Below are 24,438 nucleotides of genomic sequence, written 5' to 3' on the forward strand. Positions count from 1 at the left end.
TCGCTATTCTAGCACGCTCACTCGTATGCGCAATACGAATCACGCATGGCACCACGGGCCCTACACACGGCGTTACGCCATGCGCCACACCTTGTATGCACGTTGAAAAGAGGCACTACACGCCATACCAACCGATACCCTCTGCGCGCCACCCCACGCGCACGAGCATGTCGTTTTCGGATTTGCTCGTCGTGTAGTTATGCGAACCCGACTTGGCATTCGGATTGTACTGACGGTACAGCGGCACCGACTTTGCGGTATCGGAATACCAACCAACGCCTTCGTAGCGCCAGCCCAGCTTGCGCAGACCATCGCGCTCTTCCTTGCTCTTGGTGTAGTGGTGGTCGCCACCATTGGGGTTGTACAGGCGGTATACCGGATCGCCCGTGGTGGGCGCATTCCAGCCAATGCCCTCGTAACGCCAACCCAACTTGCGCAAATGATCGCGTTCGCTCGAGCTCGCCGTATAGAAGTGCTCTCCCCCGTTGGGGTTGTACAGGCGATACATACCCTGCGATGGCTTCTTGGAAATCGTGAACGTACCCGCGGCGGTTCCCGCATACGAACCCGCGCCCGCGACGTGCACCGTGGCGGTTCCCACAGCAACGTTATTACTGTAGGAAACGGTATAGTCGGAACCCGCGGTAAGGGTTACGCCATTCAGCACGACAACGGGGGCGGGGGTAATAGCCGAACCCGTATACGTCGCGCCTTCCGCAGTAACGCTTGCCCCCGAGATATCGGCCCGCGTTACCTGGAACGTAGCCTGCGTAGAGCCTAGAAAATTCCCAACGCCCGTAATGGTTGCAGTTGCCTGCCCCACGGCCACATTGTTCGCATACGAAACCGTATAGTCAACGTCCCTGGTAAGCTGCTTCCCGTGAAACGTAACCACTGGCTCGGGCGAAACGGCAGAGCCAGTATACGGTGCATCGCTCACCTGGACGGTCGCATCGGCAATGTTGCCGCCCGTTATGTCAAACGTAGCGGCGGCGCTTCCCTCGTAGTTACCCACGCCCGTAACGGTGACGGTTGCCACGCCTGGAAGCTCATTGTCCGCATAGGACACAGCGTAATCGACGCCCTTCTGCAGCACCACGCCCCCAACCGTTACCTGCGGTTCGGGCTCAATTGCGGCACCCGTGAACGCATACGACTGGTTGGGCAGCGCAATCTGAGCCCCTTCGAGCGAAACGGCCTGAATGGTAAGCGTGCCATTACTGCAGGTAACGCTATAGTTGCCCGCCTTGGCGCCCAGATCGACGGAGGGAACCAACGCATACGAACCCGCAGCCAGTTCGCTGATATCCTGGATCACTTCAGTCGTGCCGCCCTCATAGCACACGCGCACCGCAACGTCGCACGTGTCACTGCCCCGCAGGCCCGAAACCGTGCTTTCGTACGACGCGGGCGCCGCAGAGCCATACGGCAAGGCAAGGTCCGCCACAACGACGGTAAGGGGCGCGGGCGCAATCTGGAACGTACGCTCCTGCTGGTTCGCATAGTACGGACCCAAGCCCGAGATAGTCATCGAAGCCTCGCCCACGTCAACGTTATTCGCATAGGAAAGCTGGTAGTCCACCCCACGCGTAAGCCCCACGCTCGCAAAGCCAATAACGGGATCTGGCTCTATGGGACCGCCCGTGTATTCCATGGGATGCAACCCCACCACCTGGACAAACGACGTATTGTCCATAAGCCCCATTACGACGAAGTAACCCGACGCCTGTCCCTCGTAGTTGCCCGTCCCCTGAACGGTAACGCGCGCAAGGCCCGGACGAACGTTATCCGCGTACGACACCACCGTGAAATCGGTATTGACCGCAAGCGTCTTGCCAGCCAGCGATACCGTGGGCACGGGAGTCAAGGCGGCCCCCGTGTATGCCTGCGCCGATGCGGAAACGGATGCCGAAGAAAGGGAGGCCTTCACGATGTTGAACGACCCCGTGGCCGTACCCTTGTAATTCCCCTTACCCGTAACGGAGACGGTGGCGGTGCCAACATTCACGTTGGCGTTATAGCCAACGGTATAGTCCGCACCCGAACGCAGCGTAACGCCATTCAGCACAACGGTTGGCGCGGGAGACTGCGCCTGCCCGGCATATTCGCAGTCGGGCGCGGTAACAACGGCTCCCGACAGATCCTTTTGCGCAATGGTGAACGGAGCGGAAACGCTGCCGGCGTACTGCCCCAAGCCCGTTGCCACGGCCACAGCTTGCCCCGCGTTCACATTGTCCATGTACGAAACGGAATAATCGACGCCCGGAGTGAGCACCGTGCCGCCATAGCGCACGACGAACGAGGGCATTATGAGCGAGCCGGTAAACGTCTGGCTCGCAATGGCGTCGATCGTGGCGTCCGAAAGGCTATAGGGGCGCACGTCAACCGTACCCGTAACGGAGGCGGTAAGGCCAAACTCATTCGAGAGCGTTGCCGTAACGGTTACCGAACCCACGTTGTAGCCAGTGACAACGCCATCCTGCGTAACGCCGGCAACGGAGGGATTGCTGGAAACCCACGTCCATGAGCCGTCGCCATCGTAGGGAACGGTAAGGGTACACGACTCGCCAGGAATGACGGAATGACCGCCCAACGTGGCGTTGCCATTCACGATATCAAGCAGCTGAAGCGCATGGTAGGCGTTAACCAGACCGTAGCCCGTGTAGGGATCCCAGCCCGCCGTGGCATTGTCGCGCACGGAACCATTGGTGTTGTAATTCGTGTAGACCAGGTCGGTGGCGGTGGCGTACATGACAGACTTCGCCCTATCGACGCTCAAGCCGTCATCGCGAGCGTACAGCAAAGCAGCGACGCCCGCCACATACGGGCAGGCCATGGAGGTGCCCGACTTGTAACCATACGAACTCGTCGAACCATACACGGTACTGTAAATCGTCGTTCCCGGCGCGCAAATGTTCTTGTTGGAGTTCCCCTTCGTCTGGCTGGAGGTATTGTAATTGGAGCTCGTATAGCGCGTAATCACGCCCGTCGAAGTATTTCGCGTCACGTTGATGACGCCCAGGCACGTGCCGTAGTCGCTGGGATAGTTCACGTCGGGGCCATCGGTGCCATCATTGCCAGCCGCACCAACCGAAAGAATACCCTGCGCAGAGGCGGCATCCATGGCGTTAACGAACGCCTGGTCCTCGGAGCCCAGTGAGTCCATCGAACCACCCAGACTCATATTGACCACGCGAACAGGGGCCTCGGGATGCTCGGTGTTATACGACGCGATGTACGCATACGCCCGCACCAGGTCGCTGCTGTTCGCGATGGTCATCGACTTCTGTATGCCCGTATCCTTCTTCGTTTCCGTAAGCGAATAGAACACCTTGACGGGCATCAGGCCTGCATTGTAGGAAACACCCGCAACGCCCTTCCCGTTATTCGCCACACCCGCCACAATACCCGCCACGTGCGTACCATGACCCAGAATATCCGTCATGTCCTCAATGGACGATTCATCGACGTCGTATATATAATCCTTGTCCTCGTAATCATGGGCGTCGACGGCCATGTAACTATCCACGATGTTATCGGCCAGGTCCTCATGATCCATGCGGCACCCGCTATCCAGCACGGCAACCACCACGCGGCCCTCCGTGCGCTGAATATCCCACGCCTCATACGCCGCCATGGAAGACAGGCCCCACAAGAGAGATTGTTTCGAGTCATCAATCGACGTTACCGCAGGCAAAAGAGCCGAAGACGGAGCAACCAATCCGTCGTCGGACGAATCCGTAAACAACGAACCAGCCGAAGAGTCATCGTCTTCAGCCAGGTAGTAGCAATAATCGGGCTGAGCCACCCGGCCCGCCGTTTCCAGGGCAGACACCGCCGCCGGCACGTCGTAGCCCTCGGCAAGGTGAAGCACGACGAAACCCAGATCGACGTCTTCCTGGGCAACCTTCTGCGGTTGCACGCACTCCATCGACGCCACGAACGTGGAAACCTCTTCGGGGGCATCCTCCTCGCCCAACAGCAACATGACCTCGTAGGGAACGTATGGCTCGCGCTCCATAGCGGATTCATCTTTTACCAGCTCGTACGTGGATTCAGAATGCGATTGCGATTCGCTTGCGGCCCCGGAATCGCCTGGCGCGTCATCGCCATTCTGGGCATCGAACACCATCGCCTTATTCTGGACGGAATCACTCACGTCAGGCTCAGGCACCGTGGTGCCACCCATGCCGCACCACCACGCAACGACAGCAACCGCCACGCATGCCACGGCCGCCGCTATGCATGCGATGCGCTTGCGCCGCCGATATGTCGTCGTACCCCACGCCATGCTACAGCCCATACCAGCCAATGCCCTCGCCACGCCATCCGGCCTTTACAAGGAAATTGTTCTCGGCCTTACTCGTGGTGTAGTTATGCGAACCCGACTTGGCATTCGGGTTGTACTGGCGATAGAGCGGCGTAGTCTTGGACGTATCGGAATACCAGCCCACGCCCTCGTAGCGCCAGCCCAGCTTGCGCAGGCCGTCGCGCTCGGAAGTGCTCATGGTGTAATGGTGGTCTCCCCCGTTGGGGTTGTAGAGGCGATACACCTCGGCACCCGACGTGGGCGCCATCCAGCCTACGCCCTCATAGCGCCAGCCCAGGCGCTTCAAATTGTCGCGCTCGGAGGTGCTTGCCGTATAGAAGTGCTCGCCTGAATTGGGGTTATACAGGCGATGCATCGACTGGCTGCCCTGCGTGATGGAAAACGTACCCGTGGTCACCCCCGTGAAGTTCCCGCCCGACACCGCCTTCACGCGCACCGAGCCCGTACCCGGATTCACGTTGCTCGAATACTGCAACGTGTAATCGGTTCCTTCCTGCAGCGTCTTGGCGCCATATGTCACCGTCACCTTGGGCTTTAGCTCCTTGCCGGTATAGGTAACACTGGGAATGGATATATCGACCTGCGCAATGTCGGCATGCATGATGTTGAACGTCCGGCTGGTGGTTCCATAGCATTCGCCCTTGCCCTGAATCGTCACCGTGGCAAGACCCACGTTCTCGTTGTTTGCGTACGTGAGCACGTAGTCCACGCCCTCCACCAACGAGCGTCCGCCCTGTTCGGCCGTAGCAACGATACCTGGGCAAATGGGGCTTCCCGCATACACCTGATTCTCGATATAGCCAATGACTGCCCTGTTGATATTGAGCGGCGTTACCTTCAGCTCGATGGAGCAGGTGATGTCTTCCGCCAAGGGCTCGCCCATGCGGGCCGTAATGGTCACCGAACCCGAAGCATGCGCCGTCACCACGCCGTTCGCGTCGACCGTGGCTATGGACGCGTCGCTCGTTTCCCACGAGAACGGATACGATCCATCGAACGGCAACGCAAGCGTAAAGGAATCGCCCACCTCGGCCGTGACGTACGTATGCGTCGAACCGTCAGTTGTCGTCATCTGCTTGAACGTCGCATCGCTGCGCTCTTGGAAGTCGGCTTCGCCACGCTGTATCTTCAGCAGCTGCAGCGCATGATACGCATTCACCTCGCCGTAGCCCGTATACGGGTCCCAGCCCTCCGCGGCCTCTTCCACCACCGTGCCTTCATCGTCATACGTCGTATACACCACGTCGGTCGCCGACGCGCAGAGAATGCCCTCCACCTCGTCGGGCGTGAGCGACGGGTCGTAGGCGAACAGCAGCGCCGCGATGCCCGACACGCACGGAGCAGCCATGGACGTGCCATTCATCAGGGCATATGATGTGGTCGTCCCCGAAAGCGGAAAACTCGCATCCCACGTGCTCGCAATGCTCGTGCCGGGGGCGCTAATCTTCTTGTTCGTAGCCCCCTGTACCTGCGAAGCCGTGTTGTAGTTCGAGGATTCCGAGCGCGTAACCCCGGCCGATGCCTGGTCATACTGCAGGTTCATCACATTGAGCGTTTCGGAAAGATCGCCAGGGTAGCACACGTAGGGCACCGTAGCCTCTGTGCTGTTCCCCGCCGCGCTCACGGTGAGAATGCCCGCATCGTGAGCTTCCTTGATACGGGCAACGAGCATCTTGTCGGAACTCATTACGCCCGAATTGAGACGGTCGATCTGTTCCTGCGTGTACACCATCCCCACGCTCAGATTGATCACGCGGACGGAGCCGTAGGCGTCCTTGTTGTTTAGGACGAAGCTATACGCGCGGGCAATCTCGTTCGAATAGGCAGTCACCCCGCTGCCCACCTGCTTAAACACGGTAATGGGAAGCAGATTTGCATTGTACGAATAACCCGCCACGCCCTTGGCGTTGTTCGCCGTTGCCGCGGCAATGCCCGCAACGTGCGTGCCATGGCCCGACACGGAGGTGACGTTCGTCGACGTCTGGCGCACCGCATCATAGGCGAAGACCACGCGGTCCTTCAGGTCCTCGTGATTGACATCGCAGCCCGTATCGAGCGTCGCGATGGTTACCGTGTTTGATCTGGGCTCCTGATCGGTATCCAAGCACCGCACGATACTCCACGCCTCGCGGGCATTCACCGAGTCGATGCCCCACAAGTAGCCTCGCTCGATGTCGTTCGTCTTGGTGTAATAGTTGTCATTGATCACGTACGCATCGGCCAAGGGGGAAGATGCCGAAAGCGTCACGAGGCCACCATCGCCTGACGCCCCTTCCGAGCTTGCGGCCCCAGCCGCAATCTGGGCGCTCACATCTTGAGCTGCCAGCCCATCGTCCATAAGGTGATACACGTAGTTGGGTTGGCACGACCTGCCCGCCTCTTCCACGGCAGCCTGCGCCGTGAGCACGTCCACGCCTTCGGCCAGCTCGAGCACCACAAAGCCTAACGCGATGTCCTCGCCGGTCACACGCTTGGTTACGGACACATCCAAGTCCGCTAAAAACGCCTCGGCGCTCTGAATGGTGTCGGATTCCTCGAGCAACAAGAGCAGCTGATTGAGAACATAGATGTCATCGGGGCCTACCGTAGCCGCGGCAGGGGAAGCAACCGCCTCCGTGCCAGCCTCACCGGCATCGCCGGCATCACCAGGCGCGGGGTCTTGCAGCTCGTAGCCCCCGGACGGAGTGACATACGCCTGTGAAACGTCGTTCACGGGCCCGACCAGCACCTCGCTGGGCCCCTGCGAACCCGGAACGCCCAGCACGAACGCAAGCGCCACACCTGCACAAGCGGCCAGGACGACCCCCGCAATAGCGCCACGCTTCACACGTCCATTCGTTTTCGCACGCAGGGCCATGAGCATCACAACCCATACCAGCCGATGCCCTCGGCACGCCAGCCGAGCCGCACCAGCTTGTCGTTTTCCGACTTGCTCACGGTATAATTATGCGAACCCGATTTGGCGTTCGGGTTGTACTGTCGATAGAGCGGCGTTGCCTTGTACGTATCGGAATACCAGCCGATGCCCTCATAGCGCCAGCCCAGCTTGCGCAGGCCATCGCGCTCTTCCACGCTCATGGTGTAATGGTGATCGCCGCCATTGGGGTTATACAGGCGATACACCGCATTGCCCGTCTTCGGGGCAAGCCATCCAACGCCCTCGTAGCGCCAGCCCAGCTTGCGCAGGCCATCGCGCTCGGAGGTGCTCGCCGTATAGAAGTGCTCCCCCGAATTCGGGTTGTACAGGCGATACATATTCTTCGAGCCCTGAACGATATTGAACGCAGCACGTATCGAACCAGTGTAATTGCCCTTGCCGGAAACGATGACGGACCCCTTGCCCGGCGCCACGTTGTTCTCGTAGGAAAGCGTATAGTCCACACCCTCTTCCAGCGTTACGCCATTGGCGGTAACCACGGGCTTGGGCTTCACGGCAGAACCCGTGTATTCCTGCGAGGAGATGGCCTGGATGGAGGCCTTGGATATGCTCGTGGGCCCCACCGTTACCGTCTGCTCGAGCGTGAGCGAGGGATTCGAAAGCATGGACGCCCTGATCGTGGCGGTTCCCACGCCCGCGCCCGACACCGTGCCGTCGGTTTCGTCCACTGCGGCCACGCTTTCGTCCGACGAGCTCCACAGCCACGTTGCGTTGGGGTCACATGCAACGGAATACGCTGTGGAGCCGCCGAACTCTATGGATTGGGCATCGCAGATGGAGGCGTCGTATACGGTCACGGTCGCACTCTCGGTAACCGTCCTCATTCCGTACGGCCACACATATGCCGTATACGTTACGGAAACCTTCGCCTCACCCGACGAAAGCCCCGTCACCACGCACGACGAGCCCGCTCCTTCCAATGAAATAGTTCCCTGCGGTTCGCAGCTCCATTCGTACGAAGAGCCGCCCGTGTTATTCGCGGACACGCGCAACGTGCCGCCCACGAACAGGGAATTCCCACTTGCGATGTACTGCATTTCCTGCTTCACGGCTTCATAGGCGTTCACTTCACCATAGCCAGTGTAGACATCCCAGCCTTCCCCGGCGACTTCCTCGCCGTTGGTGTACACCAGGTCGTTCGCCGACTGGGCAAGCAGGTACGTTGCGCCATACGGGGTAAGGCTGCCATTTACGCCGAACATGAGGGCCGCGACGCCCGCCACGCACGGGGACGCCATAGACGTGCCAGATTCCGTCGCGTACGAGCCATCGCACCAGGTACTCGTGATATCCGTGCCAGGCGCCGAAATGTCCTTGGTGGTCTGGGACGCCTCATTGTAGTTCGAGCCCGTGGCACGGCGCACGGAATCGCCCGCGCGGTCCAGATTGATAACACCCACCGTGCTTTCCACGAAGTCGCACGGGAAGCAGCTATAGGGCACCTTGTGCGACGTAGAATTGCCCGCGGCGCACACGGTGAGGATGCCGTTTTGGTACGCGCGATTCATGTAGCTCATGAGCTGGAGGTCGTCAACGTCGGTCGAGGTTTGATACCCGCCGATGCTCAGGTTGATCACGCGGATGTTGGCTCCGCGTTGCTTTTGGGCGATAAGGTGGCTATACGCTTTCGCCAGCTTTGCGGAGTCGGTGGAACGGCCCGTCATAACCTTCACGGGATACAGCTGCGCGTTATACGAAACGCCTGCCACGCCTTCGGCGTTGTTCGCCGTGGCTGCAATGATGCCCGCTACGTGTGTGCCGTGGCCGTTGGTGTCAGTCATGGCGGAAAGGCCCGATTCGCCCGTTACCACGTTATACGCACCCGCGAAGTTCCCCGTCAGGTCGGGATGGCTCACGTTGCAGCCCGAGTCCACGACAGCGACGATGACGGGCGAAAAGCCACTTGCCGCATCGTCGACACCGGCAAGCTCCCACGCCGCACGCGCCTTCACGGAATCGAGCATCCAAGACGCCTTGGGATCGTCGATAACGAGCGACTGCGCCACCAGGTCCGATGCCGCTTCTTCCCCCGACTGCGCCGGCAGGGTACCGGACTGCACGGTATCGACGGATGTTGCACCCAAGGAGGAATTGGAGTGCGCCGCTTCGGGATCATCACCCGCGTCCGAGCTCTGGGATTCGGGCTGGCCCGCTGCGACTCCACTGGGCTGGTTGCTTCCGGCATCGCCGCTTGGAGCCTCTACCCCCTCCTGCTCACTCCGCTCGGCTGCCGCCTCGATTGCCTGCGCCGACACGTCGTCGTCCATGAGGTAATACACGTAGTTGGGCTGCGCCTGCGCACCCGTTTCGCGCAGGCGTTCGCTCGCCTGCTCGGGCGTTACGTCATCCGATAGGGCAACCTGCACGAAGCCCAACGATAGGTCCTGGTCGGAAACATCTTCCGTAACGATGAAATCGACTGAACGAAGAAACGCGTTGACGCTTTCCGCGGTAGCGCCCTCGCTAACGGAGAGCAGCAATTCGCCCGGAGTACTCACGATGATATTCGCGCGAGCGGCTTCTTCCAGGGAAAGGGCCGGGGCGATGGCGGATTCGGGCGATTCGCCATCGGAGTCATCCGAGTCGCCAGTCGAATCGCTGGGCTCGGGGGAGGCAGCCAAGGGAGTATCGGGCTGAGATGCGTCATCAGCCTCTGGGGCTGCCGCGCTCTTGAGTGGTTCCTGGATCAGGGCAGACTGCTGAGCTGGGACAAAGGAAACAACGCCCCAAATTACCAGGCACAGCAAAGCACAAGCAACGCCAAGCGTTCGCCCCATTCGTGCACGACGGGCATAGAACATGCCCTTTGCATTTTGCTTCTTCATGCGCGACCAACTAACCCGCGGTACCCCATTCCGCGTCTCTCGAGTATAGCAAGATTGGGCTAAATGGCATGAGATTAGTCACATAAGGAAAGCAAGCCGTTACGAAACGAAGAGGCTATACCTTCAGGACGCATAAGCGCATGTCGAAGGGACGTCGCGCGAGCGGCGCACGCAACCGACACCGAGTCAAGCCAAAACGCATACAACGGACGATGCCGCCTCATACGTTGTTGCCGTGTATACGATATGCGAAGGGGCGCAGCTACCGTACAATACGCGTGAAATCAGACGAGGAAGGGGCATGCCATGACGCAAAGCCAACCCGAAATTACGCAAGAGCAGCTCGAGGCCATCGCCTTCGTGGGTAACACGCTGGGCCCGCTGTTCTACCACGACCCCGCAAGCGGCACCACCGACGCGCTCTTCGAGGCGCTTGGCGGCATCAACGTCACCGAGACCGCTGCTGCCTGGCCTTTCGCAAAGGAAGCCGAGAGCGCAGAAGCACTTGAGCAAATCGTTGCGGCTCTGCGCGAAGTGAAGGACGACAAGACGGCTCTGGCCGAGGAGTTCCGTCGCTTGTTCGTGGGACCGGCGCGCAAAGCCGCCGCACCCTGGGGCTCGGTCTACACCGACCGCGAGAGCGTCATCTTCGGCAAGACCTGCCTTGACCTGCGCGATTGGATGGGCGAGCACGGGATCGAGGCAGTCGTGAAGGAAAAGCATGAACCCGAGGACCACATAGGCCTCATGCTCATGCTGGCGGCATGGATCGCAACGAACCGACCCGAGCTCACCCGCGAGTATCTGGAGCTGCACCTGCTCACGTGGGCGCCGCATTTCCTGGAGCTCATGCAGCAAGAAGCGAAACACCCCTTTTACCAGGGCCTCGCCCAGCTCACACACGCAACGCTCGTAGGAGCCCAGGAGGAGCTCGCACTCGACGTAACCGTCCCGCGCTTCTTCCGCTAGAAATCCGCCTAGCTTTTACCGCAACGAGAGGCCCTATTGGGCCTCTCGTTTTGCGTATGGACCCGCTGACTCATTCGCAACTGATGTATCGGCAAAAATGATAAACTCTCCGACCCCCGGGTTCCAGTGAGTCCCGTACCTTCCCCACCAGCGGCAACCCCGCTTCGGCGTAAGCGCCGCAAGCGGAAACCCGGAACGGCAGCGCCCGGCCATGGTGGCTCCTCGGGGCACTGTGAAAGCATTCAAAAGAACGCGCTATGTTCGGGGCTTCGCTGAGTCGGGCGGGAAACGAAGTTTCCAGCATCGACGCAGCGAAGTGCCGAACAGCGCAAGCAAAAGCATGAACCAGCGAGCGCACGAGCGTAGGTTTCGGCCCGCGCGGGGCCGAAACCAGGCGAGCAGCGGAGCGGGTGCCCCAAGGAGCCACCACGGCCGGGCGCGGTCGGGACAGAAACCGAGAGCAACAAAAAGCCCGCCGAAGCGGGCTTTCAAGTTCAGGGGAAGTTACGGGCGAACGATCTTCATGCCGCTCTGCACGGAACCGACGATAACGCCAATGCCGTAGTCGGCTGCATGAATCATCTGGCCGCCACCAATGTAGATGCCGCAGTGACCAGACTTTACCGCAACGTCGCCGGGGCTGGGGTTGCTCACTGCAGAGTAGCCCATCAGGCTGCTAGAGGTGAACACGCGCGCATGGCGACCGGTGATGCAGTAACTTACCAGACCCGAGCAGTCGTAGCTGGAGGGGCCAACAGCGTCCCACACATAGGGAGCACCCAGGCACGAGTACGCACGGCTTACGGCATCGCTGCCGCCTTCGTACACGCCGCCCGAAGACGAACCAGAATCGTCGTCATCGTCGTCGTAGTAGCTAGAGCCGCCACTGCTGCTCGAGCCGCCGCTCGAAGATTCGTTGGCAGCGCCTTCATCGGCGGAAGCTTGAACAACGGCTGCAGCCGCTGCCGCTGCGGCAGCTTCTTCGGCCGCACGCTTCTGCTCGACGAGCTCGGCGACTTCAGCGCTGAGGCTGTCGTAGTATGCCTGCATTTCGGCAACCGTAGCCTCGGCTTCGGCCTGCACCTGAGCAGCTTCCTCGGCCTTCTGGCGAGCGGTTTCGGCCTGCGCGGAGTATTCGTCCTTGGCCTCCTGCAGAACCTGGCGTTCCGTCTTCACGTCCTCGACGAGCTGAGCGTCTTCTTCGTTCATATCGGAAAGCAGGTCGAGACCCGTGGCAAAATCGGCAAACGTAGCCGCACCCGTGAGCACTTCCAGGAAGGTGCTGGAACCGTTGCGATACATGGAGCGAGCACGCGTGCCCAGGCGCTCCTGAAGAGCGGAAATCTTTTCATTCTGCTCGTCGATCTTGACTTGCGCTTCATCGCGCTTCGTCTCGGCGTCCTCCTGCTCTTGAAGAGCAGTGGTGTAATCGTCGGAAGCCTGATCCAGGCTTGCCTGCATAGCTTTAAGGGAAGCAAGCGCGGTATCGGCCTCTGCCTGCTTGTCGGTGATTTCATCGGCAAGCGCAAACGAGGGATTCGCAAGCGTCATAGCGCCAAGGGCGGCTGCTCCCGCAATGAACGAACGTCGAGGGAACGAGGTGATTTTAGTGTTCATGTATTCCCTGCCTACTTTAGTCGGTAGTACTTCGGCTTCAGCCATTTTAGGGTGACATTGGACAAAAGGCAACTAATGTGGAGACGAGCGAGACGAAATAGTGGCTGTTCGGAGGGGCAATTTTGTCGACTGGGTATACATCCACTAGATTCATTGGGGCTAATTCCGCCATGTCAACTAGATATTGTGGTCGTTAGATACTGGCACGGTATCATTCCGCAAATGAACCCGTTTTCCAAGCTCCACATTTCTGTGAAGATTCTACGCACGGCTTGTGCCGGAGCCCCTTTCGAACAGAGCGAACCTCCCCGTGCGCCACGCCGCGCCCAAACGCTCCCTACGCAGGCCCCCTTACCACTGCCCCGGGCGTGCCATTCCATGGCCTATTTTCCTTAAAACCTCCAATAAAGCGCTATACTGGATATACCAGCTCGGAAAGGAGTCGCCGCACACGTCATCACCCTGTGCCCGCCGCTCGTCCAGCTGTTTTTTATACCCCATATTTCTGAGAGGTGATTTTCATGGAGATTACCGTCACCGGCCGCAAGATGCCCATCACCGACGCTCTCAAGTCCTATGCGGAAGAGAAAATCGGCAATTCCATGAAGGTTATGGACATCGATCCGCTGATTGCGGAAGTCGTCCTGCACATGGAGCAGAACCCTGCTATCGCCTGCCCCGCCGTGTGCGAGGTAACCATGACCGCCAAGGGCCACATCATCCGCGTTGAAGAGCGCGAAGAAGACATGTACGCGGCAATCGACGTCGCAGCCGCCAAGGTCCTGCGCCAGCTGCGCAAGTTCAAGACGCGCGTTGTCGAGCACAAGACCCGCACCAAGGCCGAGAGCATCCGCACCACCGCCGAGGAAACCGACTTCGACGCCCTCATGGAAGAGCTCGCCGACGATGCCGTCGTGCGCGAGAAGGACGTTGAGTTCCTGCCCCTCACGGAAGAGGAAGCGCTCGTGCAGATCGACCTGCTGGGCCACGACTTCTTCGGCTACATCGACCGCGACACCGATACCTTCCGCATCCTGTATCGCCGCGACAATGGCGGTTACGGCCTGCTGAAGCAGATCTAGTATCTAGCTCGCATAGCTAAACCAAGGGCGTCCGTTCCAATTGGAGCGGACGCCCTTTTATGCCCGGAATCGCTTGGCGGAAAAGACTAAAACCCTATTTGGGCAAAATCGGCCTTGCCCGTGTAAAAAATTCGTCGTTCTGAACATTTTCGAGGGCAATAACTCGCTCATCGAAAGACGCCACCAGGCGTTATGCGTACGAGACGTAGCGCATGCACGCAAAATAAGGTGTCAAACGGCAAAACGATGTTCAGAACGACGATTTTTTTACAATATGAGCCTCGATTTTGCCCAAACGCCTCTGACAGGCAGGAAATGGGAAGCCAGGTGACAGAAGAACCGTCCCACTGTCACCTTTGTCACCTTGTCACACCCGCATGGCGTTGCGGCGCGTTTCGATGAGGGAGAGCAGCTCTTGGCGCGTATGCACGCCCGTCTTCTCGTACACGTGACGCACGTGCGATTTCGACGTATTGAACGAAATGCCCAGGTCCTCGGCAATAAACTCGATGGTGCGGCCCTTCGAGAGCAGCACGAGCACCTCGCGCTCGCGCTTCGAGAGATTGGTCTCGTCGGCAAGCTCCTCGCAGCTACGCATCCAAGAACCCTTGCCCGCCAGAGCCGCATCCTGCGCAAACGGGTCGAGCAGCGCCGAAAAGCCCTGCGAGGTATCACCGCCTGTCTTGGCGAACATGTCATCAAGCGCGCCCTCTTTGAGCACCACCATGGCCGTAGCGGCAAGCGCAAACAGCAGGGCAACCGAGGCAACGACCATCATATTCGTAGGGTCGCCGCTGGCCGTTTGGATTTCCATGGCAAGCACGTTTCCAACGGTCGTGCCCAGGGCAGACGCCCCACGCCCCCAGCCAAACACCTGCACGGCGGAAAGCTGCGTACGATCGGATACGTGCGAAAGCAGCACCCAGATGAACATGATGAACACGTTGTACACCACCGTGGGCAGCAGGCCATGGCCCTCTAGGTGGCCACCCGTCACGGGGATGACGAGCAAGCTGATGCTCGCCAGCAGAATGAGCGGATAGTACAACCGCACGAGGTCAAATCGAGCGGACAGCACGCCGGAAATGATGAATACGACAATGGCCACAAGACCAATGAGGAACATGGCGATGGACCCATCGTCGGAAACGGACGAAAGACCCACCGCAGAATGAGCACCCCCGCTTGCAAAACTCGCGGCAAGCGAGAATACGAACGTCGCAAGGACGAGCCTGACCAAGAACCCATGAGGAAGGTGATGAGCGGGGCTTTCCGCGGACTTCTCTGCAACGCCACGCTGCCCGCTACCCGTAAACGAAAGGGTAAGCACAGCCGCGATGAGCGGTAACAGCGTAAGAATGTCGAGCCCGAGCACGGCGGGCACGCCAACGCACACGAAGTAGATCATGGTGGCGAACAGGAACGACACCGACGTGAGCATGAGCGCCTTACGCGCAGAGAGGCTCCCGTAGATCGTGCCTATGCGCAGCGCAATCAGCGCCGTGCCCACGCCCGTAAGCACGCAACCAGCATGGTAGATGGGACCCTCGGGGTCGGACTGCAAGCCATACGCAAGCGCAGCCGTGGCCAGAGAGGCCAACAATGCCGCAAGCATGACGAAGCGGCGGCGCTCCAGCAGACGTTCGAAACGACGATGGAACACAGCCGCAAGCACCAACGTCACCGTGAGTGCGATGGTGGATGATATGTACATGGAAAACTTGGGCACGAAGGATTCGACCCCTGCCCAAGCTTCCAGTACCTGGCTGCTATAGCACAAGAAAATCCATGCGTAATAACAACCAAGAGATAAGTATTTCAAACTAGGCCATTGCTCTTCGATTTCGCGAGCGAGATCGCCCACGCCACGCGATTCGCGGCCCTTGCTCTCCGTCTGCATAACCGCTTCCCTCCGTAAATACGTCCTCCCCCGACGTAAAACGTTATCTAGGATAGCCTACGGTTCCACCTTGTCCATTCTTGACTTTTTGCTGGCCAAGTCCCTCAAGGGGAAGGTAATCGCATGCACGGGGCAGGCATCTGCGCACTTGCGACACTTCGTGCAATCGTGCATGGGCTGAGAATTCACGGCGTCGTGCAAATCGATGCCCTCGGGGCACGCCTTCGCGCACGCGTCGCACTTCTGCCCCTTCGACTCCTTCAGGCACACCGACGCATCGCTCTTTGGACGGAACGTGCGATTGGCACGCGAAATGAGCGAGAGCAGCGCCCCCAGCGGGCAAAAGCGATGGCACCACGAACGCAGCACCACGACTTCGACGATCAGCAGCGCCGGGAACACCACGAGCGACAGCGTCGTCTCGTTCAGCTGAAGCAGACGCCACAGTGCGATGATGGTGGCAAACGATAGACCCACGGGGCAGATCAGGCAGAACACGGGGAAGCCGAACACGGCCGTGGTGAGCAGCGTTCCACCAAGCACCCAATTGCGCGAATCGTCCAACCCGCCGCGCTTGACGTTTGCGGGGAACAGTTTCGAAAGCACGCCGCTCTTCCCCGAAGCCTTGGCGGAACCGTCCGCGTCCTCGCCGTGCACCTCGGCGCAGCGAGCAGCGCTCGCGCAGGCAGCACAGTCCGACTTCTCGGCATCGTCGGATTCGGCCTTCTCGATAGCCTGCGCCTCGGCCTTCGCATGGCGCTTGTCAGCACCAAACAGGCGCTTCACCAGCGGAACGGGACAACCCCATGCGCAGAATGCGCGGCCCAGGATAACGGTGACCACCACGGTAATGGCGAGGGCGATAAGCGCTGGGGGCACGAACGTCTTCGAGGCAATGAGCGTCTCGAGCGCACCCAGGGGACAAATGGCCGTAATGTCATACAGACCCCATTGCGACGGCGTGCCCACGCCCGTATGGAACGCAAGCCCCACGCAGACGATGCCCAGCACGCACAGCACGCTTATCGTGCGCAAAACGGAGCTCTTCTTCATCGGACCACGTATCCTTCCACTTCAGATGCAGGGCGAACCACGATGCCGCGGCGCTTGCCGCCCGCAAACTGCCCATATACCAACGCTGGGCACACGTTTTCGCAGACGCCACACCCATTGCACAAGTCGGCATTCACCACGGGATGACGTCCCGAATCGAGCGTGATGGCCTGGTACGGGCATGCATTCACGCAGTCCTCGCACGACTGGGTGTACGACAGGCACCTATCCGACTGAACCACGGCGATACCGATCTTCTCGGTCTCCTCGTTGAAGGGAACGATGGCGCCGGTTGCGCACACGCGCGCGCAGTCGTCGCAAAAATCGCAGATGCCACGATGAAAATCGAGCGTGGGCGTACGTGCATTCAAGAAGCCATCCTCCACGGTCGCCAGGGTAATGGCGCCCGTATGGCATACGCTGCGGCAACGATCGCACTTCACGCAACGCGAGATGAACTGAGCCTCATCCTGACCGCCCGGGGGACGCAGCAGCGAGCCGTCGCCCGCGAACGCGCGGGTAGCGCCACCAAGCGCACCCAGAGCCGCAGTGGCCCCCAGGAATCCGGCAAATGCCCTTCTGGTAACAGCCACGACTACACCGCCACCGCTTCGGGAAGCTCTTCGTCCATCCAAGCCGGGTGCAGATCGCCCGCATCGCCCTGAACCCCGGCCAGTTCGGCTGCGCCATCAAGAAACGCCGCCTCTTCTTCCAGGTAGCCACGCGTGATCAACGCAATGGCGCGGTAGAAGTCGGTCTGCGCATGCGTATCGACGGCGTCGCAGAAGCGCGGGAACCAGTTCTTCTGGTGATACAGGAAGAAGCCACGCTGCAGGGCCACGAGCTCGGCAAAGCGATCGTAGTTCCCCGCCTCGAGCACGCGCGCCGATTCTTCGGCCAGAAGCGCCGCAAACTGAAGCTCGAAGCTAATGTGGTCTTCGGGAATGGTGTTGCCCTCGGGAAGGTCGTAGCCAAACGTGCGATAGTACGACAGAGCCTTGTCGCGGGCATCCTGCATCAGGAGCCCATCGTCACTCGTAAACACGGATTCATACGGCGGCGCCGTGATCTTGTCGTACTGACCTGCGCCCAGAAATACTCGAGCGTAGTCGACGGCCAGATCCTGCCGTGTTCCCGAATCGCGATACTTCAAATAGTCGGCAATGCGGGCATACCCACGGGAAACCAGCGAGTCATCGCGCTCGAATTCGATGCGGGAAAGAGCCTCGATCTGCTCTTCGGTAAGCTCCTTGAAATACACGCTTGCCAGGAAGCCGCAGAACTCGGCACGCGCCTTGCACGCCTCAGCCAACTGCTTCGCATCTTGTACGTCCATGATTATCTCCTCATCTTGCGAAACGGGATGCCCCGCCGCGTTGAAACTCGCCGCCCGTCGCAGGGACTGCGACGGGGTGCCCGGATGCCATACGGTCTTGCAGCGAACCTGACATCCGGGACCTTTATACATGGGCTCGCGGGTTGGAGGGAGGAAGGGACCCCGCGAGCCCCGAATGCTGTTACTTACAGCGTGACGCCAAACAGCGCCATGAGCGCATCGCTACCGAGCCACATGAGGCAGCGGAACGCGATTGCGCCAACGCAGCCACATGCCAGCGCCAGGCCAGCGAAGGCAAGCGCGGATGCGGGCTTGCGGGTGATGGCAACGCCGCATGCCAGCGGGGCAACGCCACCAACCAGGACCACGGCGCCCCAGAACAGCGGAGCCTGAGCGCCAGCGGAAACGCCGGAGACCATGCCGAACACGAGCGCGAACACCACGGCAAGCGCGCCGCCGAGCACGGTTTCCCAGCCAGCGAACACGAGGGCCTCTTCGGCCTCGCCGCGATAGGCGCAGAGCAGGGCCCACAGGGCGCAACCAGCGGCAGCAGCCGTACCCAGGTAGCCCAGGGGCAGGCCAATGTTGTTCCATGCGAGCTGGGAGGACATCATGTAAGAGAAGCCGCACGAGAACGAGAACACCGGAGCCATGATGACGCCCAGGGCAGCGAACGCCTTACGAGCGCCCGCAGAAGCATCGCGCTTCCACAGCAGCACCAGGATGAGACCGATGAGCGCATCGATGCCCAAGAGCAGTGCCTCCAGGAAGATGCCCGGAGCGGGGTGAGCCAGAACGCCGAATATCCTATCGACGTGGGACAGGTGCGTTGCCGAGACGATGCCGCCCGCGATCAGGAGGACGATCGCGATGATGGCAGCCAGGGAGGTCGTCTTCTTTGCCATGCCCTTGAACTCGTCAATGCACGCGCATCCCAGCAGCCACGAACCAGTGCCCGCGATAGCGGTGAACAGAACGAGGGACCATTGGATTTCCATTACGCTCTCCTTCCTATTCGCCGTCTACCGGATACGCATCGGTACGCGGATATTCGGGCGCCTTGATGCGCGGATACCACGTGCCGACCATGTCGGTCATGATGTAGTGGGTTGCAGGATGATTGCCCACGTCCTGCAGCGTGTGGATCTGGTCGTCGGAGTACTTCGCGAGCTCCTTCGAAACGTCGGAGTTCGGATCGTCCAGATCGCCGTAGAAACGAGCGCCGGCAGCGCAGCTCTTCACGCATGCGGGAAGCTCGCCCTGGCTGGTCAGCTGGCCGCAGAGGGTGCACTTCTCAACGCACTTCTCTTCCTTGTTCCAGGCGCGCACGCCATAGGGGCAGGCCATCATGCAATACTTGCAGCCGATGCACTGCTCCTTGTTCACCAGCACGACGTTGGTCTTCGGGTCTCGGTAGCTGGCGCCCGTGGGACACACGTTCACGCAGGGAGCATCTTCGCACTGCTGGCACATGGTGGGCAGCGCGTAGCGCGTCATATTGGGGTACTCGCCCACGGGGCCCACGGTCAGCACGCGCGACCAGCGCTCGCCCAGGGCCACGCCATTTTCCATCTTGCACGCCACCTCGCAGCTGAAGCAGCCGGTGCAGCGGTCAAGGTTAACGACAATGCAATTATGCGCCATAGTCAAACACATCCTCAGTGGTATCAGAGAACTCGGGCATCCAGGGCTCGAACTGCTCGGGTTCGGACCAGATGGACTTCAGGATCTCGTCATTGCTGGGCGACACCTTTACCTGGAAGCCACGCAGAATGTACGAGCCATATACCGGGTCATAGGGGGGATCGTTCTTCGTGAGCACGTTGATATTGCATGCACGATACGCCTGAGCCGGGTCATCGGAGTCAAGCAGCTCGGGCAGCCAGAAGCGCTCCTGGTAGAGAACGCCCTCGGGGATGGCCGTGGTGACGCGAGCCTTGCCATGCGTCTTGCCGCGACGGCTCTCGATGTTGACCCACTCGTTGTCGGTGATGCCGTACTTTTCGGCATCCTTGGGGTTGATCCACATCTCGGGCACGGGATAGATCTCGCGCAGATACGGGATGTTGCGCAGCGTGCCATGGTGATACATGGGCAGACGGCCCTCGGTGATGACCAGCGGATATTCCGTGTCGGTCAGCGGGGACTCAGCGGGCTCATGATAGATGGGCATGGGCTCGTAATCCTGCGATGCCGCGGGAAGCTCCAGATGCTCGGCCTCCTTGCAATGAGCCCAAGGATAGCCCGTGCGACCCAGAATGGTGTTGGACTCGCAATAGACCTCGATCTTCTTCGAGGGCGTGCCGAAGCCCTTGGGCTTACCGGTGCTCTCGTCGGTCTTCAGATAGGTGTAGTACGTACGGTACTCGTCAGCCGTGCACCACTCGAACACGCCCTTTTCGCAAGCCTCTTCCCAGGTCATCTTGTCGGCCAGCTTGAAGAGGTGCTGCTTCTGCTTCTCATACTCGTTCTTGTAGAACGGCGTGGTCATGCACTCGTTGGCATCGAATGCCTTGGGGCAATGCGTGTTGCCCAACTCGGCACACTTCTGAACAATCTGTGTCCAGATAATGCCCTCTTCAACGGTCTCGTACAGATGCGTAACAGCCTGACGCATGACGACCGTGTTGAGCTGCGGAATGGGGAGGTTCGTCTCGAGCCATTCGGTGCAGGGAAGAATGAGGTCGGCGCACAGCACGGAGAATGCCGTGGGATACATGTACACGTGCACGATGTAGTCCAGGTTCGGCACGATGTCGTCCAGGCAGGTGGAGTTGCCGAGCACGACGTGCTTGTTGCCCGAACGTTCGATCCACATGTGGATCTGGTAGGGGTCGCCGTCTTTCATGGCCTTGAACACCGAGGGGATGTGAGCCATATCCCAGCAGATGAGGCCCTTGTACTCGGTGTAGCCGCAGCGCTTCATGACCTTGTCCTGCGTGAGCAAGCGCGGGGTGTTGCCTAGCTGGTCCTTCACAGGTGCGTTCGGGAACTTCTGAAGCATGGTGCCAGGCTTCTCCACGTTGCCCATGAGGAATTCCAGGGTGAGCGCGGCGAGGGCGTTTGCCTGAGTCTGACCGGTCTGGTCGGCATACACGCCCTGCATCAAGCTCGACTGGCCGTTGGGGTCGGTGTAGATCTCCAGGGCCTTCTCGATCATCTTGGCATCGAGCCAGCAGATCTCGGCAGCCTTTTCGAGCGTCCACTCCTCGCAGTTCTCCTTCAGCAGCTGGCCAGCGGTGCTGCACTTCATGCCATTGACCTCGTAGGTGCCAAAGAGTGCAGGCTGAACGCCTTCGGCCATGGGGAACTGAACAACCTCGGGCGCGTTGATGGCAGGATTCCAGATAACGTAATCCTTGTCCGTGCCGTCCAGGCCCGCTTCGGTCGCCTTCAGCGTGAGGCGCGTGTTCGGGTTAATCAGATACGGCATGTTGGTCCAGGTGGTGCAGAAATCCTTGTCGTACTTCTCGTTCTCCAGGATCCAACGCGTCCACGCCAGGAACAGAGCGATGTCCGTGCCGGGGCGAATGGGCAGCCACACATCGGCCTTTGCGGCATCGAGCGTGTAGCGGGGGTCTACGACGACCGTCTTCAGGCCCTGGGGACGATTGCGCAGCTCGGCGAGAGCGCGACCACCCGTGGCAGCCGAAGAGTTGCTGGGGTCGGTGCCCCACAGCACCAGCGACGTGACCTTGCTGTCGGTGAAGTAGTAATCCCAGCCGTTCGAGTCAGAGAACGACAGGTTGTTCGGCTTGCCAGCGCCATACGCAAGCAGCGATGCGCCCATGCGGGGCAGGTAGCACTGCGAGCAGCCAGGCTCCCATACGTTCGGGGTGTTGATTGCCTCGCCAAAGCGCTTGATATTCGAAAAGTGCGGATTTCCGCCACCGCCGGTGGAAACGCTGATAGCTTCGCTACCATACTTGTCGGAAACCTCGTTAATCTTCGTGGCCACTTCGGTAAGGGCCTCGTCCCAGCTGATGCGCTCCCAAGTATTCTTACCACGCTCGCCCACACGACGCATGGGATACTTGTTGCGGTTCGGATGGTACAAGGCCTGAATGCCTGCCATGCCCTTGGCGCATACGCCGCCCTGGCTCATGGGGCTCTCGGGGTTTCCCTCGATACGCACCACGCGGCCATCACGCACATGCGCCAGAACAGCGCATGATGCGATGCACGCGCGACACGAGGTCTTGTAGATCTTCTCCTCCCCACTGGTAGCTGCTTTGGCGGGATCGGCTTCAACCAGACTGTCCTTCAGGCTGATTCCCAAACCAGCCACGGCGCCAAGCGCTACGGCGGATTTGCAGAATCCCCTGCGGGTGATTTTGGTTTCTCCCATATTCCTTCCTTCTCCCTATATCCTGTCTTTCCTCATCAATCCCAGTGCTATGCGCAAACCGGAATAGAATCAGCCATGTGAATGCCCTCTTCGGTGGTGCGCCAGGCGCCATCCCACACGATTCCGCCCACCGTTTCCAGCTTCGATACGAAATAGCCGGCAAACACGGTCTTGGGGGAATACAGGGCCGGATGCCCCGAAAGGGCTGTCTCGATTGCGGGAAGGCCAACCGCCTCACGGCAGGTATCGAGCACAATGCGATACGCATCGGCGTAGCCTTCCGGCTCCTCCTCAATGAGCTGCGCGAAGCGAGCGCAGGGATCGTACTGTTCAAGGGCGCGCAGACCCGCTTCCGACGTCACGAGCTCGTAGTCGTAGGCACGCGCGTCCTCGGCTTCGGGATCCACGTCCTCTTCGTAGATAGGGGTCGCATCAATCGCACCCGCATCAATGAGAATGCGCAGCAGCGTATGAGGCGTCTGCGTGCTCATGTTCATAACGGGTTCGTCGGCCAGGGCCACTTCCACTTCGCGATAGGAAACGGACTCGCGACATGCGTTCATGCACGCGCACATGGGCAGCGTGTTCGAACGGTTCAGGGAAAGATGGGAGCAAACCTCCGCAAACACGACTTCGGGGTCGCTCGGGCAATCGAGCGCCTTCGTCATGATCTCTTCGTTGTTGCTTGCGTCAGGGCATTCCCCGTCTTGCGCCGTACAAGACACGGCTTCTGCGGGGGCCACAGCGTGGTCCTGATATTCCATTGCTCCTCCGATTTCGTCTGCGACGGCCTCCTCCGCCGTCTCCGAACGGTACCGAAGGTACGGGAAGGTCCCAGGGAGCAACAACTTCAATTGTTCGTGAAATCCACTCTCACCAACGGGTTTTTCTTGGTGAGACAACGCTCACCAACTATTGGTGAAATCTACGTTTTCGCAGGTAGGGCGCAGAGTATTAGACGAGAATATGTTCGTTTAGCCTAACTCGAATCCCCGCGAACAAGACACGTAAGGGCGTTCCTAACCAATGGAAACAGGAGACGAAAACGCGTTTGCGCCTCAAATTTCCGCGCGTCGACCCCCCACGTCTCAGCAAATCGCGCGCAAAAAAAGGAGGCCCGCCCACGCAGCACCCTGCATGATGCAAGATGCGTACGTGAACAAGCCTCCGTCCCTTGTTCAGATGGGATATGGGGCTACTGCAGCAGATCCTCGTTGAAGCTTGCGCCGATGGCGTCGCACACTTCCCGCAGTTGCGCAGGCGGCACCAGATGGTCGGGCACCCTGCCCCCATTCGCGGCGCGAGCCTTCAGGTAAATGCTTGCGGCCTTTTCGATAGTGTGGGTAAGGCCGAACGTCTCGTCGAAATCGGGGCCCGTGGCAATAAGGCCATGCTGCGACCACACGACCGCCGCATGCTCGGCAATCTTCAGCGCGGTCTGCTCTGCCAGCTCGCGACCGCCAGGCAGCATCCACGGAAGCACACCCACTCCCTGCGGAGTAAGCATGACGACTTCGGTCATGGCGCCCCACAGCGCACGGTTCCATTCGGCTTCGCTCGCATTCAGAATGAGGCTGAGCGCAATCACGTTCTGGCAATGCGCGTGATACACCACGCGGCTATCGCCGTCGGCATCGCGGATGAGCGCAGCGTGTGCAAGCAGATGACCCAGAAATTCGCTGGTAGGACGCGCATTGCGCAAGCCCCATACGCGGCGCCACGCAGAACCGGACTCGTCGATTTCCACGATGCCGCAGTTCAGCGTAGGGTCGATGCTCACCTTGCGCATAGGAGAACCCGCTGCCGTTACCAAGAAGAGCGCATTGGCGATATCGGGCTCCTTGCGGCCGATGCCCACCCAATCGTGGCCTTCGCCCGACACCTTCAAGTACGGCATGACCACGCGGATGTCTTCCTCGTCCAGGCGATAGGAAAGGTTGCCACCGTTGCTTTCGTGCCAGCCTTCTACCCAGCCATCATCGCACATGCGGATGAAGCGCCTCATGCAGTTAGCCTGTTCGATACCCATGACAGCCCCTC

Annotated in this window: 15 protein-coding genes; 2 read left to right on the top strand and 13 right to left on the bottom strand. The window is 59.9% G+C overall.

Annotated features, from left to right (window positions below; genetic code table 11):
• Positions 1–115: 115 nt before the first annotated feature.
• The 3 genes from AAY81_RS08260 to AAY81_RS10280 are packed head-to-tail and all read right to left on the bottom strand — an operon-like array spanning position 116 to position 10,093.
• On the bottom strand, positions 116–4,303 hold the full coding sequence (locus AAY81_RS08260) for a S8 family serine peptidase (protein WP_066663844.1): 4,188 nt from the start codon (positions 4,301–4,303) through the stop codon (positions 116–118).
• Positions 4,293–7,157, bottom strand: coding sequence for a S8 family serine peptidase (locus AAY81_RS10275; RefSeq protein WP_169815807.1), 2,865 nt, complete (start codon positions 7,155–7,157; stop codon positions 4,293–4,295). Before AAY81_RS10275 ends, AAY81_RS08260 begins: the two co-directional genes overlap by 11 nt.
• A gap of 35 nt (positions 7,158–7,192) precedes the next feature.
• Positions 7,193–10,093: a S8 family serine peptidase gene (locus AAY81_RS10280; protein WP_082867936.1), complete on the bottom strand. Its 2,901-nt coding sequence runs from the start codon at positions 10,091–10,093 to the stop codon at positions 7,193–7,195.
• Between the two features lie 306 nt (positions 10,094–10,399).
• Here AAY81_RS10280 and dmsD point away from each other — a divergent pair, with 306 nt between their 5' ends.
• Entirely contained in the window at positions 10,400–11,062 is a 663-nt protein-coding gene (dmsD, locus tag AAY81_RS08275; protein ID WP_066663846.1) for a Tat proofreading chaperone DmsD, read from the top strand.
• A 504-nt stretch (positions 11,063–11,566) separates the two neighbouring features.
• On the opposite strand, the gene AAY81_RS08280 is transcribed toward dmsD, so the two are convergent.
• Complete coding sequence (locus AAY81_RS08280; protein ID WP_066663848.1) at positions 11,567–12,679, bottom strand: coiled-coil domain-containing protein; 1,113 nt, start codon at positions 12,677–12,679, stop codon at positions 11,567–11,569.
• 521 nt (positions 12,680–13,200) lie between these two features.
• On the opposite strand from AAY81_RS08280, the gene hpf reads away from it, so the two are divergent.
• Positions 13,201–13,761 carry a ribosome hibernation-promoting factor, HPF/YfiA family gene (gene hpf, locus AAY81_RS08285; protein WP_066663850.1) on the top strand — a complete coding sequence of 187 codons (561 nt, stop codon included), beginning with the start codon at positions 13,201–13,203 and terminating at the stop codon, positions 13,759–13,761.
• Between the two features lie 367 nt (positions 13,762–14,128).
• Here hpf and AAY81_RS08290 read toward each other — a convergent pair whose 3' ends face one another.
• The 9 genes from AAY81_RS08290 to rhaD all read right to left on the bottom strand — a co-directional run bounded on the left by AAY81_RS08290 (position 14,129) and on the right by rhaD (position 24,427).
• Positions 14,129–15,661: a helix-turn-helix domain-containing protein gene (locus AAY81_RS08290; RefSeq protein WP_066663851.1), complete on the bottom strand. Its 1,533-nt coding sequence runs from the start codon at positions 15,659–15,661 to the stop codon at positions 14,129–14,131.
• 57 nt (positions 15,662–15,718) lie between these two features.
• Positions 15,719–16,714, bottom strand: a complete 996-nt coding sequence (locus AAY81_RS08295) for a 4Fe-4S binding protein (RefSeq protein ID WP_066663852.1) — start codon at positions 16,712–16,714, stop codon at positions 15,719–15,721.
• Positions 16,711–17,307 (bottom strand): 4Fe-4S dicluster domain-containing protein, encoded by a 597-nt coding sequence (locus tag AAY81_RS08300; protein WP_240480572.1) that lies wholly within the window; start codon positions 17,305–17,307, stop codon positions 16,711–16,713. Before AAY81_RS08300 ends, AAY81_RS08295 begins: the two co-directional genes overlap by 4 nt.
• Positions 17,308–17,309: 2 nt before the next feature.
• Entirely contained in the window at positions 17,310–18,050 is a 741-nt protein-coding gene (locus tag AAY81_RS08305) for a TorD/DmsD family molecular chaperone (protein ID WP_066663855.1), read from the bottom strand.
• Between the two features lie 185 nt (positions 18,051–18,235).
• A complete protein-coding gene (locus AAY81_RS08310) occupies positions 18,236–19,048 on the bottom strand; it encodes a DmsC/YnfH family molybdoenzyme membrane anchor subunit (protein WP_066663857.1) in 813 nt (270 codons plus the stop codon).
• Between the two features lie 13 nt (positions 19,049–19,061).
• Positions 19,062–19,694, bottom strand: a complete 633-nt coding sequence (locus tag AAY81_RS08315) for a 4Fe-4S dicluster domain-containing protein (RefSeq protein ID WP_066663858.1) — start codon at positions 19,692–19,694, stop codon at positions 19,062–19,064.
• Complete coding sequence (locus AAY81_RS08320; protein ID WP_066663859.1) at positions 19,684–22,398, bottom strand: molybdopterin-containing oxidoreductase family protein; 2,715 nt, start codon at positions 22,396–22,398, stop codon at positions 19,684–19,686. The genes AAY81_RS08315 and AAY81_RS08320 overlap by 11 nt, the downstream gene beginning before the upstream one ends.
• A 47-nt stretch (positions 22,399–22,445) precedes the next feature.
• Positions 22,446–23,162 carry a hypothetical protein gene (locus AAY81_RS08325; RefSeq protein ID WP_066663860.1) on the bottom strand — a complete coding sequence of 239 codons (717 nt, stop codon included), beginning with the start codon at positions 23,160–23,162 and terminating at the stop codon, positions 22,446–22,448.
• A 431-nt stretch (positions 23,163–23,593) separates the two neighbouring features.
• Complete coding sequence (gene rhaD, locus AAY81_RS08330; RefSeq protein ID WP_066663861.1) at positions 23,594–24,427, bottom strand: rhamnulose-1-phosphate aldolase; 834 nt, start codon at positions 24,425–24,427, stop codon at positions 23,594–23,596.
• Positions 24,428–24,438 lie beyond the last annotated feature (11 nt).

Source organism: Denitrobacterium detoxificans, assembly GCF_001643775.1.
Classification (GTDB): Bacteria; Actinomycetota; Coriobacteriia; order Coriobacteriales; family Eggerthellaceae; genus Denitrobacterium; species Denitrobacterium detoxificans.

What these genes read in the sequence shown, in the direction of transcription:
- AAY81_RS08305 (WP_066663855.1), bottom strand. Translation starts at nt 18,050, where the DNA reads ATGGACGTACAAGATGCGAAGCAGTTGGCTGAGGCGTGCAAGGCGCGT.
- AAY81_RS08325 (WP_066663860.1), bottom strand. Translation starts at nt 23,162, where the DNA reads ATGGAATATCAGGACCACGCTGTGGCCCCCGCAGAAGCCGTGTCTTGT.
- dmsD (WP_066663846.1), top strand. Translation starts at nt 10,400, where the DNA reads ATGACGCAAAGCCAACCCGAAATTACGCAAGAGCAGCTCGAGGCCATC.
- AAY81_RS08310 (WP_066663857.1), bottom strand. Translation starts at nt 19,048, where the DNA reads ATGGAAATCCAATGGTCCCTCGTTCTGTTCACCGCTATCGCGGGCACT.
- AAY81_RS08315 (WP_066663858.1), bottom strand. Translation starts at nt 19,694, where the DNA reads ATGGCGCATAATTGCATTGTCGTTAACCTTGACCGCTGCACCGGCTGC.
- AAY81_RS08290 (WP_066663851.1), bottom strand. Translation starts at nt 15,661, where the DNA reads ATGCAGACGGAGAGCAAGGGCCGCGAATCGCGTGGCGTGGGCGATCTC.
- AAY81_RS10280 (WP_082867936.1), bottom strand. Translation starts at nt 10,093, where the DNA reads ATGAAGAAGCAAAATGCAAAGGGCATGTTCTATGCCCGTCGTGCACGA.
- AAY81_RS08260 (WP_066663844.1), bottom strand. Translation starts at nt 4,303, where the DNA reads ATGGGCTGTAGCATGGCGTGGGGTACGACGACATATCGGCGGCGCAAG.
- AAY81_RS08320 (WP_066663859.1), bottom strand. Translation starts at nt 22,398, where the DNA reads ATGGGAGAAACCAAAATCACCCGCAGGGGATTCTGCAAATCCGCCGTA.
- AAY81_RS08295 (WP_066663852.1), bottom strand. Translation starts at nt 16,714, where the DNA reads ATGAAGAAGAGCTCCGTTTTGCGCACGATAAGCGTGCTGTGCGTGCTG.
- AAY81_RS08280 (WP_066663848.1), bottom strand. Translation starts at nt 12,679, where the DNA reads ATGAACACTAAAATCACCTCGTTCCCTCGACGTTCGTTCATTGCGGGA.
- rhaD (WP_066663861.1), bottom strand. Translation starts at nt 24,427, where the DNA reads ATGGGTATCGAACAGGCTAACTGCATGAGGCGCTTCATCCGCATGTGC.
- hpf (WP_066663850.1), top strand. Translation starts at nt 13,201, where the DNA reads ATGGAGATTACCGTCACCGGCCGCAAGATGCCCATCACCGACGCTCTC.